General features: G+C 57.4%; 12 protein-coding genes. 6 read left to right on the plus strand and 6 right to left on the minus strand.

The window, feature by feature from the left end; translation table 11 throughout:
- Nucleotides 1–275: 275 nt before the first annotated feature.
- Nucleotides 276–2,357 (minus strand): methyl-accepting chemotaxis protein McpU, encoded by a 2,082-nt coding sequence (mcpU, locus tag ABUK73_RS14895; RefSeq protein ID WP_353577968.1) that lies wholly within the window; start codon nt 2,355–2,357, stop codon nt 276–278.
- Nucleotides 2,358–2,680: 323 nt separating this feature from the next.
- On the opposite strand from mcpU, the gene ABUK73_RS14900 reads away from it, so the two are divergent.
- Nucleotides 2,681–4,078, plus strand: coding sequence for an MATE family efflux transporter (locus ABUK73_RS14900; protein ID WP_353577969.1), 1,398 nt, complete (start codon nt 2,681–2,683; stop codon nt 4,076–4,078).
- 42 nt (nt 4,079–4,120) lie between these two features.
- Here ABUK73_RS14900 and carA read toward each other — a convergent pair whose 3' ends face one another.
- Nucleotides 4,121–5,326 (minus strand): glutamine-hydrolyzing carbamoyl-phosphate synthase small subunit, encoded by a 1,206-nt coding sequence (gene carA, locus ABUK73_RS14905; protein ID WP_113088584.1) that lies wholly within the window; start codon nt 5,324–5,326, stop codon nt 4,121–4,123.
- A gap of 322 nt (nt 5,327–5,648) precedes the next feature.
- On the opposite strand from carA, the gene ABUK73_RS14910 reads away from it, so the two are divergent.
- A complete protein-coding gene (locus ABUK73_RS14910) occupies nt 5,649–6,101 on the plus strand; it encodes a GatB/YqeY domain-containing protein (RefSeq protein WP_353577970.1) in 453 nt (150 codons plus the stop codon).
- 271 nt (nt 6,102–6,372) lie between these two features.
- Here ABUK73_RS14910 and ABUK73_RS14915 read toward each other — a convergent pair whose 3' ends face one another.
- Together ABUK73_RS14915 and ABUK73_RS14920 are read right to left on the minus strand one after the other, a co-directional pair.
- Nucleotides 6,373–6,705 (minus strand): BrnA antitoxin family protein, encoded by a 333-nt coding sequence (locus tag ABUK73_RS14915; RefSeq protein ID WP_353577971.1) that lies wholly within the window; start codon nt 6,703–6,705, stop codon nt 6,373–6,375.
- A complete protein-coding gene (locus tag ABUK73_RS14920) occupies nt 6,668–6,958 on the minus strand; it encodes a BrnT family toxin (RefSeq protein WP_353577972.1) in 291 nt (96 codons plus the stop codon). Before ABUK73_RS14920 ends, ABUK73_RS14915 begins: the two co-directional genes overlap by 38 nt.
- Nucleotides 6,959–7,141: 183 nt before the next feature.
- Here ABUK73_RS14920 and dnaG point away from each other — a divergent pair, with 183 nt between their 5' ends.
- The 3 genes from dnaG (at nt 7,142) to ABUK73_RS14935 (ending at nt 12,656) form a co-directional block, all read left to right on the plus strand.
- On the plus strand, nt 7,142–9,121 hold the full coding sequence (dnaG, locus tag ABUK73_RS14925) for a DNA primase (RefSeq protein ID WP_353577973.1): 1,980 nt from the start codon (nt 7,142–7,144) through the stop codon (nt 9,119–9,121).
- A gap of 391 nt (nt 9,122–9,512) precedes the next feature.
- The gene (gene rpoD / locus ABUK73_RS14930) at nt 9,513–11,567 is read left to right on the plus strand and encodes an RNA polymerase sigma factor RpoD (protein WP_353577974.1); all 2,055 of its coding nucleotides are present in this window, start codon (nt 9,513–9,515) and stop codon (nt 11,565–11,567) included.
- Nucleotides 11,568–11,684: 117 nt separating this feature from the next.
- A complete protein-coding gene (locus tag ABUK73_RS14935; RefSeq protein ID WP_353577975.1) occupies nt 11,685–12,656 on the plus strand; it encodes a DUF930 domain-containing protein in 972 nt (323 codons plus the stop codon).
- A 2-nt stretch (nt 12,657–12,658) separates the two neighbouring features.
- Here ABUK73_RS14935 and ABUK73_RS14940 read toward each other — a convergent pair whose 3' ends face one another.
- Nucleotides 12,659–15,211 carry an HWE histidine kinase domain-containing protein gene (locus ABUK73_RS14940; RefSeq protein WP_353577976.1) on the minus strand — a complete coding sequence of 851 codons (2,553 nt, stop codon included), beginning with the start codon at nt 15,209–15,211 and terminating at the stop codon, nt 12,659–12,661.
- A complete protein-coding gene (locus ABUK73_RS14945) occupies nt 15,208–15,501 on the minus strand; it encodes a hypothetical protein (protein WP_353578150.1) in 294 nt (97 codons plus the stop codon). The genes ABUK73_RS14940 and ABUK73_RS14945 overlap by 4 nt, the downstream gene beginning before the upstream one ends.
- Between ABUK73_RS14945 and ABUK73_RS14950 the strand changes: the two genes are divergently transcribed.
- Complete coding sequence (locus ABUK73_RS14950; protein WP_454892379.1) at nt 15,500–15,907, plus strand: secondary thiamine-phosphate synthase enzyme YjbQ; 408 nt, start codon at nt 15,500–15,502, stop codon at nt 15,905–15,907. The two genes, ABUK73_RS14945 and ABUK73_RS14950, sit on opposite strands and share 2 nt — an antisense overlap.
- Nucleotides 15,908–16,022: the final 115 nt, after the last annotated feature.

A 16,022-nucleotide genomic window follows, 5' to 3' on the forward strand; every position in this document is an offset into this window, starting at 1 on the left:
CCGGGACTGCGCGCTGTGAAGGGCGCGCAGTCCCGCACCGACAATAGCTTGATAGCAGCAAACAATCCTCGGGCTTGACCCAAGGATCTGCTGCCGTTCCTGCACACTCGACGGGGAGAGTGGGTGGGTGCGTGATTAGATCCTTGGGACAAGCCCAAGGATGACGGTAGTGAGTGTGGGGCTGTCGCCACGCCGTAACCGCCACGCACGCCTCCAAACAAAAAAGGCGTGACCGTTTCCCGGTCACGCCTCTGGGCTTTCATATCGTCGCCAGATCAAGCAGCGCGGCTGTAACGCTGTGCCTGCTCATTGGCCAGCTGGAACTGGGCCAGCAGGGCATTGAGCGCTGCCGCTTCCGAAGCGAGGCCGTGGCTTGCGGCGGTCTGTTCCTCGACCATGGCGGCATTCTGCTGCGTGCCCTGGTCGATGGTGTTGATCGCCGTATTGATCTCCTGCAAGCCGGTGGACTGTTCGCGAGAGGCCAGAACAATCGCGTTGATGTGCTTGTTGATTTCCTGCACTTCAGCCACGATGGTTTCCAGCGCCTTGCCAGCGTTGCCAACCAGCGAAACGCCTGCTTCGACCTGCGTGGTGGACGCGCTGATGAGGGTCTTGATTTCCTTGGCAGCGTTGGCGGAGCGTTGCGCCAGTTCACGCACTTCCTGCGCCACGACGGCAAAGCCTTTACCTGCTTCGCCCGCCCGGGCAGCTTCCACACCGGCGTTCAGCGCCAGAAGATTGGTCTGGAACGCAATTTCATCGATAACGCCGATGATCTTGGAGATGCCGGAGGAGGACTGCTCGATGCCTTCCATGGCCTTCACCGCATCGCCAACGACCACGCCGGATTGCTCAGCATTGCTGCGGGCGCGCTCCACAAGACGGCCAACCTCTTCGGCACGCTTTGCCGAATCCTTGACCGTGGTGGTGATTTCTTCCAGCGCTGCCGCTGTCTCTTCAACCGATGCCGCCTGCTGCTCAGTACGTTTGGCGAGATCGTCAGCGGAGTGGCGGATTTCGCTCGCACCGGCATCGATGGCACGCGCATTCTGGCCGACATTGACGAGGGCGCCATTGAGCTTGCTGATGGAAGCGTTGAAGTCTTCGCGCAGACGGTCGATGCGTGCCACGAAGGGCGTGTTGATGCGGTAGTTCAGATTGCCATCCGACAGATTGGCAAGGCCTTGCGCCAGCGAATCGACGGCGAACTGAATGTCAGCGGCATCCTTTGCCGATAGCTGCTCGCGCTCGCTGCGTTCCCGCTCCGAAAGGGTACGGGTCTGCTCTGCATCGCCTTCCAGACGAAGCCGCTCCAGCGCATTGCTACGGAATACGGCGACGGCTGCAGCCATCGAGCCGATCTGGTCGTTGCGCTCCTGTCCGGGAATGGCGACATCCAGATTGCCTGCGGCAAGCTGATCCATGGCAGACGTCATCTGCGTGACCGGCTTGGCAATCAGGCTGTTCACTAGGAAAGCGAGGAAGGCGATCATGCCGGCAACGGCCAGAATGGTGGCGACGACGGCAGCGATACGGAATTGCGAGATGGAAGCAAATGCCGTCTTGCTGTCGATGACGAGGCCGACGGACCATTGTACAGAGGGCAGGCCGGGGACGGGAATGAAGCTGGTGATCTTGTCTGCGCCGTTGATCTGGGTCTGCGAGACAGTCTGGGAGATTGTCGGCGTCGCGACCGGGAAGAGGTCGGTCAGCGTCTTGTTGATCATCGATTCATCGGGATGGATAAGGATTTTGCCATCCTTGTTGACCAGAAATGCATAACCTTCATTGCCGGCATCGACGGAGCCGATCATGGAGACCAGCGTCGTCACCAGAAAGTCGCTGGCAGCAACACCAATCAGTTTGCCATCACGCTTCACGGGCAGTGCAGCACTGATCACAAGCTTTCCGGTGCTGGCATCCGTGTAGGGTTCAGTTAGCACGGTGCCGTTGGCCTTGACGGCTGTTTGATACCAGGGGCGCTTGCGCGGATCGTAATCGTCGCGCATTTTTTCGTACGGGAAATTGGTAAAGACGCCCGCTTCATCGCCGAAATAGGTGGACTTGAACTCCCGTGCCAGCACATCATTGTGCAAAGCCAGTTCCAGCTTTTCCTGGGTTGTCGCCGTTACCATGGAAGCGCCGACCATTTCGGTCATCATGATACGGCCGTTCAGCCAGTTGGCGATGCTCTGCGCCGACTGTTTGCCAGCGGCATTGATCTTGTCTTCAACGAAATGGTTGGCCGCGTCGCGCTGCAAGCCATCAATATAAATGGAAAAGCCCGCAAAGGCCGCGACGACGACACAGGACGCCGCGACGACGATCCGCGTCATCAAATTGGATTTCTTGGACAATTTCTGGACCTCGAAAAGAGACCGGTAATACCGGATTTTGATAGAAACATGCCATTGGCGCGTGTGGCGTGCTTCATGCACCCAGAAATCTCATAGCTTTTGCCTGCCACCCCTATCAGCCTCGCGTGAATAAAGATTAATGCTCTCACCAGCTGCCTGCAGGTTTTGACATAAGCCATTGTTTAATTTTATAAATATTTTTGCTTGCCGAGATTTTGCGCGTTTGCCGCATTCTTGCGCATTTCTTTTAAATATCCTATTCAGGTGCCGCGCCGCTCTCCTCATTCGCAGGGAAGCGGCTTTTGCTTTTTTGAGGTGATGTCATGTCTTCGTCGGTTGCGGTTGAAAACGCTCATGTGGGTGCCAACTCGTGGGGCGCGCATTTGCGCGCGACGCTTGCTTTGGGAATTCCGCTGATCGGCGCGCAGCTGGCACAGCTCGGCATTCACACCACGGATATGGTCATTGTCGGACAGCTGGGCGCTGAAAAGCTGGCCGCCATGGTGCTGGCCGGACAGTTCTATTTCGTCGTCTTCATTTTCGGCTCGGGCTTTTCCGTCGCCGTCGTTCCCATGGTCGCCAATGCCTATGGGCAGGGGGATGCGACATCTGCTCGCCGTGCCCTGCGTATGGGCATGTGGGTGGCAACCGTTTACTGGCTGCTGACGGTGCCGTTGTTCCTCAGCGCCGAGAAAATCCTTCTCTCGCTCGGGCAAAATCCGGCAGTGTCCGCGCAGACCGGCCGATATCTTGCCGTCGCACAATTCGGCCTGCTGCCAGCGCTTCTGTTTTACGTCATGCGCGGCCTCGTTAGCGCCATCGGGCGGGCGGGCATCATTCTTTATGCCACTATTTCGATGCTGCTGCTCAATGGCTTCCTGGCCTACGCGCTGGTTCTCGGCCATTTCGGCTTTCCCGCTTTCGGCATGATCGGCGCTGCCTATGCGGCTGTTATCGTCAACACCTTCAGTCTGGCGTTCATCGTCATCTATATTCAGACGCGAGATGAGACGCGGCGCTATGAACTCTTCGTGCGCTTCTGGCGGCCGGATTTTCATGCGCTGTGGGAGGTCATCCGCCTTGGCCTACCGATCAGCGTCACCATTCTGGCCGAAGTCACCCTGTTTTCGGCGGCTTCCATTCTCATGGGGCAGATCGGCACGCTTGAGCTGGCGGCACACGGCATTGCGCTGCAATTGGCCTCGATTGCCTTTATGATCCCGCTTGGGCTGGCGCAGGCCGCAACCGTGCGGATCGGCGTGGCGCATGGGCAGAAGGATTATCCCAATCTCGTGCGCGCAGCGATCACGGTGTACGGCGTTGCCTGTGCTATCGCGGCCTGCGGTGGTTTGCTGTTCGCTCTTGCGCCCAAATATCTCGCAAGCTGGTTCCTCGACCCCAGCCTGCCGGGCGCGACGGAAGTTCTGGCCTACGCCGGGACGCTCGTCATCATCGCTGGCGTGTTTCAGCTGGTGGATGGCATGCAGGCGGTGGCCGCCGGTCTTCTACGCGGACTCAAGGATGCGCGGGTGCCGATGATCCTTGCGCTGATTTCCTACTGGCCCATCGGTCTGGCGCTTGCCTGGGTCGCAGCTTTTCCGCTTGGCTTCGGGGGACCCGGTGTCTGGTTCGGCTTCGTGGTCGGTCTGTCGACCGCTGCCATTCTGCTGACCACACGCTTCTATCTGATGGTAAAACGTGAAATGAAAACGGCCCGCTGAGAGCGGGCCGCCATATCGTTATTCGCAACTTCAAGAGTCTTATCAGCGCTCTGCGAGAGCCGGTTCGCCCTTCTTCTCACGCAGCAGGTTGACGAAGCGGCGGAAGAGATAGTGGCTGTCCTGCGGACCGGGGGATGCTTCCGGGTGGTGCTGGACCGAGAAGACCGGCTTGCCGGTGATGCGCAGGCCGCAATTTGTCCCGTCGAACAGAGAAATATGAGTCTCTTCAACGCCTTCTGGCAGAGACTTCGTATCCACTGCAAAGCCGTGGTTCATAGAGACGATTTCCACCTTGCCGGTGGTGAAGTCCTTGACCGGGTGGTTGGCGCCATGGTGGCCCTGATGCATCTTTTCGGTCTTGGCGCCGACGGCGAGACCCAGCATCTGGTGGCCAAGGCAGATACCGAAGACAGGCAGGTCTGTCTTGATCAGGTCCTGAATGACCGGAACGGCGTACTTGCCTGTTGCAGCCGGGTCGCCCGGGCCGTTGGAGAGAAACACGCCATCGGGCTTCAGCGCCATGATGTCTTCGGCGGATGTCTGCGCGGGCACGACAGTGACCTTGCAATCCAGACCGGCAAAAAGGCGCAGAATGTTGCGCTTCACGCCGAAATCGACGCAGACGACGTGGTACTTGGCATCTGCTTCACCCAGCGTGCCGTAGCCCTTGTTCCATTCCCAAGGGGTTTCGGTCCAGACCGATGACTGGCCGGATGTCGCTTCGATGGCGAGATCGAGACCTTCCAGACCACTCCAGGCCTTGGCTTCGGCCTTCAGCGCTTCGATGTCGAAAACGCCGTTCGGGTCGTGGGCGATGACGGCGTTCGGCGCGCCGTTCTCACGGATCCAGGCCGTCAGAGCGCGCGTATCGACGCCGCAAAGGCCGATGATGCCGCGGGCTTTCAGCCACGCATCGAGATGCTTGACCGCGCGGAAGTTGGATGGCTCGGTAATGTCGGCCTTGAAGATGACGCCGACCGCGCCGCGCCGTGCAGCGGGCGTCAGGTCTTCGATGTCTTCGTCATTGGTGCCGATATTGCCGATATGCGGGAAGGTGAAGGTGACGATCTGGCCGAGATAGGACGGGTCGGTCAGGATTTCTTCATAACCGGTCAATGCAGTGTTGAAGCAGACTTCCGCCTGAACCTTGCCGGTTGCGCCGATGCCGGTTCCCTCGATCACGGTGCCATCTGCCAGAACGAGCATGGCGGTGGGTTTGCGGGTGGTCCAGGGTGCTGTCTCGGTCATCTCGTTTCCGTTTCTGCCACTTGGGCCCGCCTCTTGAAAGGCAGGTGCAAAGCGGTCATCTTTTTTCGCGGATAAGGGCGCGCGAAAGCCTTCGCGTCGTAACCTTCGTTAAAATCCTGTGCAGGTGCCGGAAAATAACGAAAGGGGCGCGAACGGTCAACCGCAGCCCTGTGGATTAGCTGGAATTAAAATCCAGTCGATTCAGAGGCTTATGTAAATGATTTGCCGATACCCGCTTGCTCGTTTATGTCACCGGCAAAATTATGGAGGAAAAGCCTGACCGGAATTTGCCGGATGTCACGGCTTTTTCAAGGAGAGAAACATGATCCGCGATACATTCGCCAACACCCTTAAAGAGGCCATGAAAGCCCGCGATACGCGCCAGATTTCGACGGTCCGCCTCATCCAGGCCGCCGTCAAGGATCGCGATATCGCCAATCGCGGCGTTGGCAAGGATGCGGTTTCCGACGAGGAAATTTTGCAGATCCTCGCCAAGATGATCAAGCAGCGCGAAGAATCTGCTGGTATCTACGACAAGGCAGGACGTGCGGAACTTGCCGAGCACGAGCGCGAAGAAATCGTCATCATCAAGAGCTTCATGCCGGAAGAGATTCCCGAAGAGGAGGTCCGCTCCATCATCGAAGGCGTGATTGCGGAAACCGAGGCCTCCGGCCTGCGCGATATGGGCAAGGTTATGGGCGTTCTGAAAGAGCGTTATCCCGGCCAGCTCGACTTCGGCAAGGCTTCCGGTCTCATAAAGGAACTGTTGAAGTAACGCTGAAAAAGGAAAAGGCAGGGCGCATGTGGTTGCCCTGCCTTTTTTATGCTTGAGGTGCGCTCGCGGTTTAAGCGCATAGTCAGGCTCTCTTGGGGGATATCGCCTGACACCAAGCATTACGCACACGCTCGGCATCATGCCGATGTTACGAAATTAGGCCTGTTTCGGCCCGCCTTCAAATTACAAAAACATAATGTTTTGCAGCGATTTTTTGCCCTAAATTTGCCAGAAGTTGGCGCTTAGGCAATGGCCTGATCGAGTCCGGCTATCAGCTCTTATTGCTTCTCTGCTCGCGCACATAGTGGCGCAAAATTGCGTTCATCCGGGTCTGGTATCCTTTGCCTGTGGATTTGAAGAAGTCGATGACATCCTCATCCAGCCGGATCGAGATCGATTTCTTGGTAACGGGTACGACGACTTCAGCCTTCGACCAATCGACATCGATCCATTCCGCCCAATCGGGATCGTCGCGCATCGCACGCTCGATGTCCTCATCGGTCAATGCATCGACGCGCGCCCAGTCGGTCGCGCTTTTCTCGCCGCGCCCGCGCTTGGCCCGAAGCTCATCCAATGTCATTCGTGTGGTAGAGTTTGTGCTCATTTTTCCTAGCCGCGCGCGCTGAAATGATCCGACATATATCGCCGCGCATCGTATAAACGACAGTTATGAGGCGGCGACCCAGAGGGCAAATAGCGCAGATGCGGACTTCTCCGTTTCTGTTGGATAAAAGCTCGATATGTGGTTCGCTAAGCGCTTCCAAGGCATCTTCGAAATCGATATCGTGCTTAACCAAATTCGCTTTGCGTTTGTTCTCGTCCCATTCGAACGAGGCAAATTCTTTAGACACAAGCATAGGGCGTTCCTAAAAACACTGTTCGTCAGCACGTCCTGCGCTTCCATGTATATTCATTTGTATATACACTTCTGTCAAGTGGTCTGTGAATAACGGGCATCATCCGTTTCTGCCCTTGGTAATCCCGGCCCGCTGCGCTTATATAAAAGACTGGCCGAAAACAGGCAGTGATCTCAGGAAAAAATGCGCTTTTCAGATTCATTTCTCGAGGAAATACGTGACCGAGTGAACATCTCTGATGTCATCGGTAAACGTGTGACGTGGGATCGAAAGAAGAGTAACCCTTCCAAAGGCGATTACTGGGCCTGCTGCCCGTTCCATGGTGAGAAAAGCCCGAGCTTCCATTGCGAGGATCGCAAGGGGTGGTATCACTGCTTTGGTTGCGGTGCCTCTGGCAACCATTTCCGTTTTCTAACCGACCTTGATGGCTTGGCCTTTCCCGAGGCCGTGCAGCAGATTGCCGATATGGCGGGCGTGTCCATGCCGCAGCCGGATGTGCAGGCGGAGCGGCGTGAGCGTGAGCGGGCGTCGCTTCAGGACGTCATGGAAATGGCGACGCTGTTCTTTCAGGATCAATTGCAGACGGCAGCGGGTGCCAGAGCGCGCGCCTATCTGCGTGATCGCGGGCTGACGGGCCGCACCATCGAAACGTTCCGATTGGGTTTTGCGCCCGATAGCCGTAATGCACTGAAGGAACATCTGGCCTCAAAGGGCATCGCCAAAGAGCAGATGGAGGCCTGCGGTCTGGTGGTGCATGAGAATGTGCCTGTCTCTTACGATCGTTTTCGTGACCGCATCATGTTTCCCATTCTCTCGTCGCGGGAAAAGGTTATCGCCTTCGGTGGTCGTGCCATGGCGGCGGATGCGCTGGCCAAATATCTCAATTCCAATGAGACGGAGCTCTTCCACAAGGGCAACGTCCTTTACAATTTCGCCCGTGCGCGGCGCGCCACGCAATCCTCCGGCACGGTCATCGCCGTTGAAGGTTATATGGATGTCATCGCGCTCTATCAGGCGGGCGTGGAAAATGCCGTGGCACCACTTGGAACCGCGCTGACGGAAAGCCAGCTCGATCTGTTGTGGAAGATGTCGACCCAGCCCGTGCTGTGTTTCGATGGCGATGGAGCTGGCATTCGCGCCGCCAGCCGCGCCGCTGATCTGGCGCTGCCGCATATCAAGCCGGGCCGCTCCGTCAGCTTCGCGCTGCTGCCCGATGGCAAAGACCCGGACGATTTGGTGCGCCACGAGGGCAGGGCCCCGTTTGACCGGGTTCTGTCGGAAGCCAAGCCACTAGCGGCCATGATCTGGAGCCGCGAAACGGCGGCTGTCACCTTCGATACGCCGGAAAAGCGCGCAGAGTTGGAAAACCGCCTGCGGCATATCGTGTCCGTTATCGGCGATGAAAGCGTGCGCCGCTTTTACCAGCAGGACATGCGCGATCGGTTGAATGCGTTCTTCCAGCCGCAGTTTCAGCGCGGCAACGGGCAAAGTGGAAACTTCAGGCGCAGCGATGGTAACAACAACCGCAATGGCCAGAGAACGCCTCCGCGTGGAACGACCACCGGCTCTGGCAGTATTTCAGACAGGCTTAGCCAGTCGGGCCTCGTTAAAGGCTATCTCGGTGCGCCCGCCTTGCGCGAAAGCGTGCTGGCGCTGACCATCGTCAACCATCCGCAGCTGTTGCTGGAAGAATATGACGAGATTGCCGCCATCGATTATGAGAACCGCGATTTGCAGAAACTGTGGTCGCAGGTGCTGACCTATGCGGCCGAAAGTGCAGCCGAGCTTTCCCGTGAAGGGCTGGTGGCCCGGCTGGAGGCGCAGGGCTTTGACGTGTTGTTAAAGGCGATGAACCAGCAGGTGCGCAATGCGCGTCTGTGGACCGCCACGGAGCAGGCGGCGCCGGAAGATGCGCGTGAGGGCTACACGCAGTCGCTTTCGCTGCACAAACGGACGAAAGCGTTGCGGTGGCAGAAGATCGATCTGGAACGTGAGATTGCCGAGGCGACCGAAGCGGGCGATGGCGACCATATGGTACAGCTGATGCGCGCGCTTTCCGAGGTGCAGCTGGAGATCGGTCGGATGGAAAATCAGGAAGCGATCATCGATGGATTCGGCGTCATGTCGGGGCGGGTCAAGGGAGCCGCCTATAGTCACGGATAGGCCTTTTAACGTGTTGTAGGCTTGTCTTTTTCGCAGATCGACCTAAATAGGGGATAAGTTGGTGAAGGCCCGCGAAATGTCGCCGCAATGACGGCTTTTTTGGTTTTTAACCCTCGCTCTGGCCATAAAGGCTTGACGCGACGGGAAATAGCGGGAATCACCATTCCAGGAAAAGTAAGGTGGAATGGGCCTTGGCGGATCGAAACTGCATGCAAAAGCATTTCCGGATGCACTGTCTTGATGTTCCGCCGTTGGCAGCCGTGGTTAATCGGCAATTAAAGATCATTCCGTTAGGTGTTTGACAGTGATTCGCGGCCATAGCCGGGTGCCCTTGGGGGTAAACGGCCTTGCGGCGAAGCGGATGTTAGCGTCAGGGAAAGCGACGAGATAGATGGCAACCAAAGTCAAAGAAAACGAAGAAGCTGAAAACGAACGCGATGGCGCGACGGATGGGCCGCTTCTCGATCTTTCGGATGACGCGGTCAAGAAAATGATCAAGGCCGCCAAGAAGCGCGGCTACGTCACCATGGATGAGCTGAACGAGGTTCTGCCGTCGGATCAGGTTGATCCTGACCGCATCGAAGACATCATGGCGATGCTCAGTGAAATGGGTATCAACGTCATCGAGGACGAGGACGCCGAAGAGGCTGCGCCTGAAGCCGACGATAACGATGCCGAGGCTGAAGAGTCCGAGGGTGGCGAACTTGCGCCTTCCAGCGGCACGGCCCTTGCAACCGCCAAGAAGAAAGAGCCGACAGACCGCACCGATGACCCGGTGCGTATGTATCTGCGCGAAATGGGCTCGGTCGAGCTTCTGTCGCGTGAAGGCGAAATCGCGATTGCCAAGCGCATCGAGGCTGGCCGCGAGACGATGATCTCCGGCCTGTGCGAAAGCCCGTTGACGTTCCAGGCGCTGATCATCTGGCGCGACGAACTCAACGAAGGCACGACGCTGCTGCGCGAGATCATCGATCTCGAAACGACCTATTCCGGTCCGGAAGCCAAGGCTGCTCCGCAGTTCCAGAGCCCGGAGAAGATTGAAGCAGACCGTAAGGCTGCTGAAGAGAAAGAAAAAGTCCGCCGGCTGCGCAATCCCGGTGGCGATGACGATGTGACGAATGTTGGCGGCGAAGGCCTTCCGCATGAAGAGGAAGAAGAGGACGACGACGAGTCCAATCTTTCACTTGCTGCGATGGAAGCCGAACTGCGCCCGCAGGTCATGGAAACGCTCGACACGATTGCCGACACCTACAAGAAGCTGCGCAAGCTTCAGGACCAGCAGGTCGAAGCGCGTCTGGCTTGCACCGGTACGTTGTCCACGGGTCAGGAGCGTCGCTACAAGGAACTCAAGGATCAGCTGATCACGGCGGTGAAGTCGCTGTCGCTGAACCAGAACCGCGTCGACAGCCTTGTCGAGCAGCTCTACGACATTTCCAAGCGCCTGATGCAGAACGAAGGCCGTCTGCTGCGCCTTGCCGAATCTTACGGCGTCAAGCGTGACGGCTTCCTTGAGCAGTATCACGGTGCGGAACTCGATCCGAACTGGATGAAGTCGATTGCCAATCTGGCCGCCAAGGGCTGGAAGGAATTCGCACGCGAAGAAAACAACACGATCCGCGATATCCGTCAGGAAATCCAGAATCTTGCCCAGGAAACCGGCATTTCCATTGCCGAATTCCGCCGCATAGTATCCATGGTCCAGAAGGGCGAGCGCGAAGCGCGCATCGCCAAGAAGGAAATGGTCGAAGCCAACCTGCGTCTGGTTATCTCGATTGCGAAGAAGTACACGAACCGCGGTTTGCAGTTCCTCGATCTCATTCAGGAAGGCAATATCGGCCTGATGAAGGCGGTCGATAAGTTCGAATATCGTCGCGGTTACAAGTTCTCGACCTATGCGACATGGTGGATCCGTCAGGCAATCACCCGTTCGATTGCCGACCAGGCCCGCACGATCCGTATTCCGGTGCATATGATCGAAACGATCAACAAGATCGTTCGTACATCGCGCCAGATGCTGCATGAAATCGGTCGCGAACCGACTCCGGAAGAACTGGCTGAGAAGCTGGCCATGCCGCTGGAAAAGGTCCGCAAGGTTCTGAAAATCGCCAAGGAGCCGATCTCGCTCGAAACCCCTGTGGGTGACGAAGAGGATTCGCATCTGGGTGACTTCATCGAGGACAAGAACGCGCTTCTGCCTATCGATGCCGCCATTCAGGCCAACCTGCGCGAAACAACGACCCGCGTTCTGGCCTCGCTGACGCCGCGCGAAGAACGCGTTCTGCGCATGCGCTTCGGTATCGGCATGAACACGGACCACACGCTGGAAGAAGTCGGGCAGCAGTTTTCGGTTACACGCGAACGTATTCGTCAGATTGAAGCCAAGGCGCTTCGCAAGCTCAAGCATCCGAGCCGTTCGCGCAAGCTGCGCTCGTTCCTCGACAGCTAAGCTTTCGCAGTGGAAGACTTTGAACCCGGTCAGTTTCTGGCCGGGTTTTTCTTTTTTGGGGATGGTGCTTGCGTTCAAAACGATTATCTCTGACGCAGCAAAGGACATGACGTTCTGATGGAAAAGACCGACAAGAAAACATGGTGGCAGGGGAGCTGGACGATTCCGCTCTCGATCATGCTGCATGTTCTTGTCGGCGGAACCTATCTTCTATGGTCAGGCTACACGCCAGCACCAGCCGAGCCCGAGCCGGAGACCGTCAACGTCGAAATGGTAGAGCCTCCCAAAGAGGAGTCGCCGAAGCAGGACGAGAAAAAGGCGGAGGAGCCACCACCACCTGCGGAAGAAAAGCCGCAACCACCTCCGCCGCCGCCAGCACCCATGCAAATGCCACCGGTAGCCATTCGGCCCGGACCAACGCAGCTGGACGAGCGCGACGAACCCGGCGAGCAGGAAGCGGCAGGCGAAAAGCAGCCCGAGCCGAAGCCGCAGACGGATACGCCGCAGCCTGCCACGCCCCCCTCTGAGGAACCGGCTGAAACCGAGACAACGCCTGAGGCATCTGCTGCGCAATCAACTGCGGATCAGGGTGAACTGCCTGCTGCGCAAACCTCCGCGCCTGACGAGATGGCAGCGGTCGCGGTGCCAATACCGAAGCCAGAGCCGAAGCCGTCTCCGATGCAGCCTGCCAAGGCGTTGCCGGACGGTGAAGGAGATCCGAAGCTAAAACCTGCCAAGAAAATTCTGTCTGCTGCGAAGCGGCCCGGCCCGATGCTGCGCCAGATCATGGGCAATCTGCCCCCTCGTGAACGGGTGGGGCAATTATGCGTTGCCGAAGCGATGGCGCAGATCAAGGATAGCAGAGGCCCCTATGAAGGGCTGAAGCCGCATACGGGCAAGAACTTTCCAATCAACGGCAATATCATGGACGCTCGTGGTGCGTTCAACGTCGGAGCGCAATGGTTTCCGATCAACTATCGTTGCGAAGTCGATATCGACAACTACATCGTCACCGATTTCCGTTACGAAATCGGGCCGAAACTAACGTCGGATGATGTCAAGCGTCTGAATCTTCCCAAGGTCTATTGAGCTTACGCCACGACCTGCTTGCCAACCAGCTTCCCAATCGACCCCAGCAACGAATCCTCGTCATACGGCTTGCGAATAACGGGAACGTGCGAGAATTCCGGTGGGATCATGATGCCGTCGGCATAGCCGGTGGCGAACATGAAGGGGATGTCGCGGCGCAGCAACTCATAGGCCACGGGAATGGACGTATCGGAGCCGAGATTGATGTCCAGAATGGCGACATCTGGTGTCAGCGTCTTCAATTTGTCCAGCGCCATGGCCGATGACGTTGCGGTCTCGATATTGGTTATGCCACGGCTTTCCAGCATATACTCGACATCCATGGCGATCAGCATCTGATCTTCGACAAGAAATACGCGCAATGATTCCTCCGCGGCATAAGGTGTGTAGTCGGTCTGGCCACCCACCGTCACGTCCTGGCTGACGGGGGAGGGACCGGCGCTGGCATGGCGGGCTGGCAGAATGATTTCGGCTTCCACGCCATGCGGTTGATAGGTGATGCGGCTCTTGCCGCCGAGATCGTATGGCACGCTGCGGCTGATCAGCGCCGAGCCGAAGCCTGTTCGGGTTGGCGGGGTGACGGTGCCGGGTACCGTTTCGCGCCATGAGATGACGCAGTCACCGACATCGTTCAGCTCCCACAGGATGGAAAGCCTGCCGCCCGCCTGCGCCAGTGCGCCGTATTTTGCGGCATTGGTGGCCAGCTCGTGCAGCACCAGCGCCATCACTGAGAATGCGCGCGAATCCAGCAGTACGTTCGGGCCATGCGCTTCGATTTCGCTATCGGGCGAGCGGTGAGGGGAGAGTTCGGCATCCAGCAAGTCGCGTAGCAGCCCGCCGCCTTCACCGCGCACCACTTGATCATGAGCAAAAGAGAGCGCCTGAATACGGCCCTTCAAAGCCGTGACATATTCCTGAAGCGTGCGGCCTTCCTGCGTCGGGTTGCCGACCAGCGATTTGATGATGGCCAGAACGTTCTTGACGCGGTGGTTCAACTCTTCATTGAGCATGCGCTGGCGCACTTCCGCCTGCGCCCGTTCCCCGGCCATCAATTCGCTGTGGCGGAAGGCGACTTCCACCAAAGCCACGCGCGCAGCTTCGGCAATCTGCCGGTCTTCCTCGGTCCAAGGCTGCGCCTGTTTGTGAACGGTTTCCTTCCACAGTGCAAAGCTCTTGCGCGGTGTCAGGCGGTCGCCCAGCGGGCCGGTGTCATAGGATTTGTCCGGGTTACCCGCCCAGTTCAGTGTCTGGACCAGTTCGCGGCGGAAGAACATCAGATAGTCGTTCTTCACCTGAGACAGCGGCACGGCCAGCATGCCCGCAGCCTCTCCGAACAGGTCTTCCGCTTCCGGCAGATGGTTGAATAGTGCATGGGTTGCCCAGACGCGGCCTTCGGATACTGAACTGACAAGGCGGCCCAGCTGCGGCGCCATAACGTCCGGTGGCACGGAGCCGACGCTGTACCAGCGCTCGTTCATCCAGACGCCGACGCCATCGCAAGGCAACAGCCTGCTGAAGTCAGGGAGGTTTTCAACCAGAAGCTCTTCGATATTGTTGTGGTGGGCGGCAAGGCGCAGAAACTTGTCCAGCGACGCGTGAGCATCCTGCGCTGTTGCCAGCTTCTTCTTCTGCTTCAGCGCCTGAAGGTGAAGCGAGAAAAATTCCCCGAACATTTCCGCGGCAATGCGCATCGGCATCGGCAGAATACGTGGAGAATAATGGTGGCAGGCAATCAGCCCCCACAGCTCGCCATCATTGATGATGGAAATCGACATGGAGGCCGAAACGCCCATATTGCGCAGATATTCGCAATGAATGGGGGAAACGCTGCGCAGATGCGCAAAGGAGAGGTCAAGCGGTTCGCCCGAAGCGTCCAGCACAGGCTCAATCGGAATACGTGCGCCGTTGGAATCCGAAATGATGCGCAGCGTGTTTTTCAGGTAGAGCGCACGCGCTTGCTGGGGAATGTCGCTTGCCGGAAAATATTGGCCGAGAAAGCTCTCCAGGTCCGGCTGCTTGGCTTCGGAAATGACCTTGCCGGCACCATCCTGCTCGAAGCGATAGATCATCACCCGGTCGTAACCCAGAATGGCCTTGACCAGACGGGCCGTGCGGGAAATCAGACTGTCGACATTGTCGGCTTCGCGAATGCGGTCTATCATCAACTGTGCGGTGTGCAGCGGCTGCGAATCGTCGCTTGCGGGCTCAAGCTCGATGATCGACACGGATTTGAACCGGTGGATTGCGATGTCGAAAGACTTGCCGCTGGCGAGCTTCACCTTTGGCAGCATGGCCGGGCGGCTGCTATTGGCTGTCACCGTCAGCGCATTGCGCAGATCATGGACGATGTCGTTGCCGAGAAGCTCTTCGATAGGCTTTCCGAGAATGTCGCCGGAGGCGCCCAAAATCTCGTTGCAGTTCAACGAATAGCGCAGCACGGTGCGCATGGCGCTGTCACACGCGATCAGACAGCCGTGGGGCTGGATATTACCCGGAATGTGAATGGGTTCTCTGTCGCAGTTGGTGAGATCGACCTGCTGAACTGGCGACGTCATACATTCGTCTTTCGATGGAAAACTGGGCTAAGGCTTACAGTCTCTAATAAACGATTTTCAGTTAAAAATTTTGTATCGCAAAACTGAGTCGGAACTGGGTCAGGGGCATTGTAGTTTTGTACTTCGGTATATTCGTACATTCTTTGTGTGGTTCCCTTTTGTGCCCCGTCACGTTTGAGATTATCAACGTTGGAAAAGCGCACAGAACATCGCGTGATTTCATCAAACGTATGAAGTCCAAATTTGGTTCCAGATAGAAAAGCGAAAATTTCATTGCCACAGAAACTCATGAGAATCACCACAAGAGGGCAGGGGCTTTACGAATTCACAGAGCAAGCGAAGGCTTTCGTCAAAGAATCTTCTGTTGATGATGCGCTGCTGACTGTCTTCGTGCGCCACACATCCTGCTCGTTGCTGATTCAGGAAAATGCCGACCCGGATGTGCAGCGTGATCTGAAAACGTTCTTCGCGCGGCTTGTCCCGCCATCCAGCGATCCCTCCATGGCATGGGTCGTTCACACCATGGAGGGGCCGGATGATATGCCCGCCCATATCAAATCGGCCCTGACGCAGGTATCCATCGGCATCCCCGTTTCGGGCGGCAAGCTGGTGCTGGGAACCTGGCAGGGCATTTATCTCTTTGAACACAGAAACGAGCCGCATGAGCGTCAAATCGTCCTGCATTTGTCTGCGTAAGGCCGGAACTTCCTGTTTTTTGCGCCGTTTTTGGCATGAACGCTGGCTGAACGGCCGGTTCTGAAAACATTCACACGGTGGCACTTATCGTCACGCCAATCGACCGGGCATTCCG

Source organism: Agrobacterium vacciniicorymbosi, assembly GCF_040427045.1.
GTDB lineage: Bacteria > Pseudomonadota > Alphaproteobacteria > Rhizobiales > Rhizobiaceae > Agrobacterium.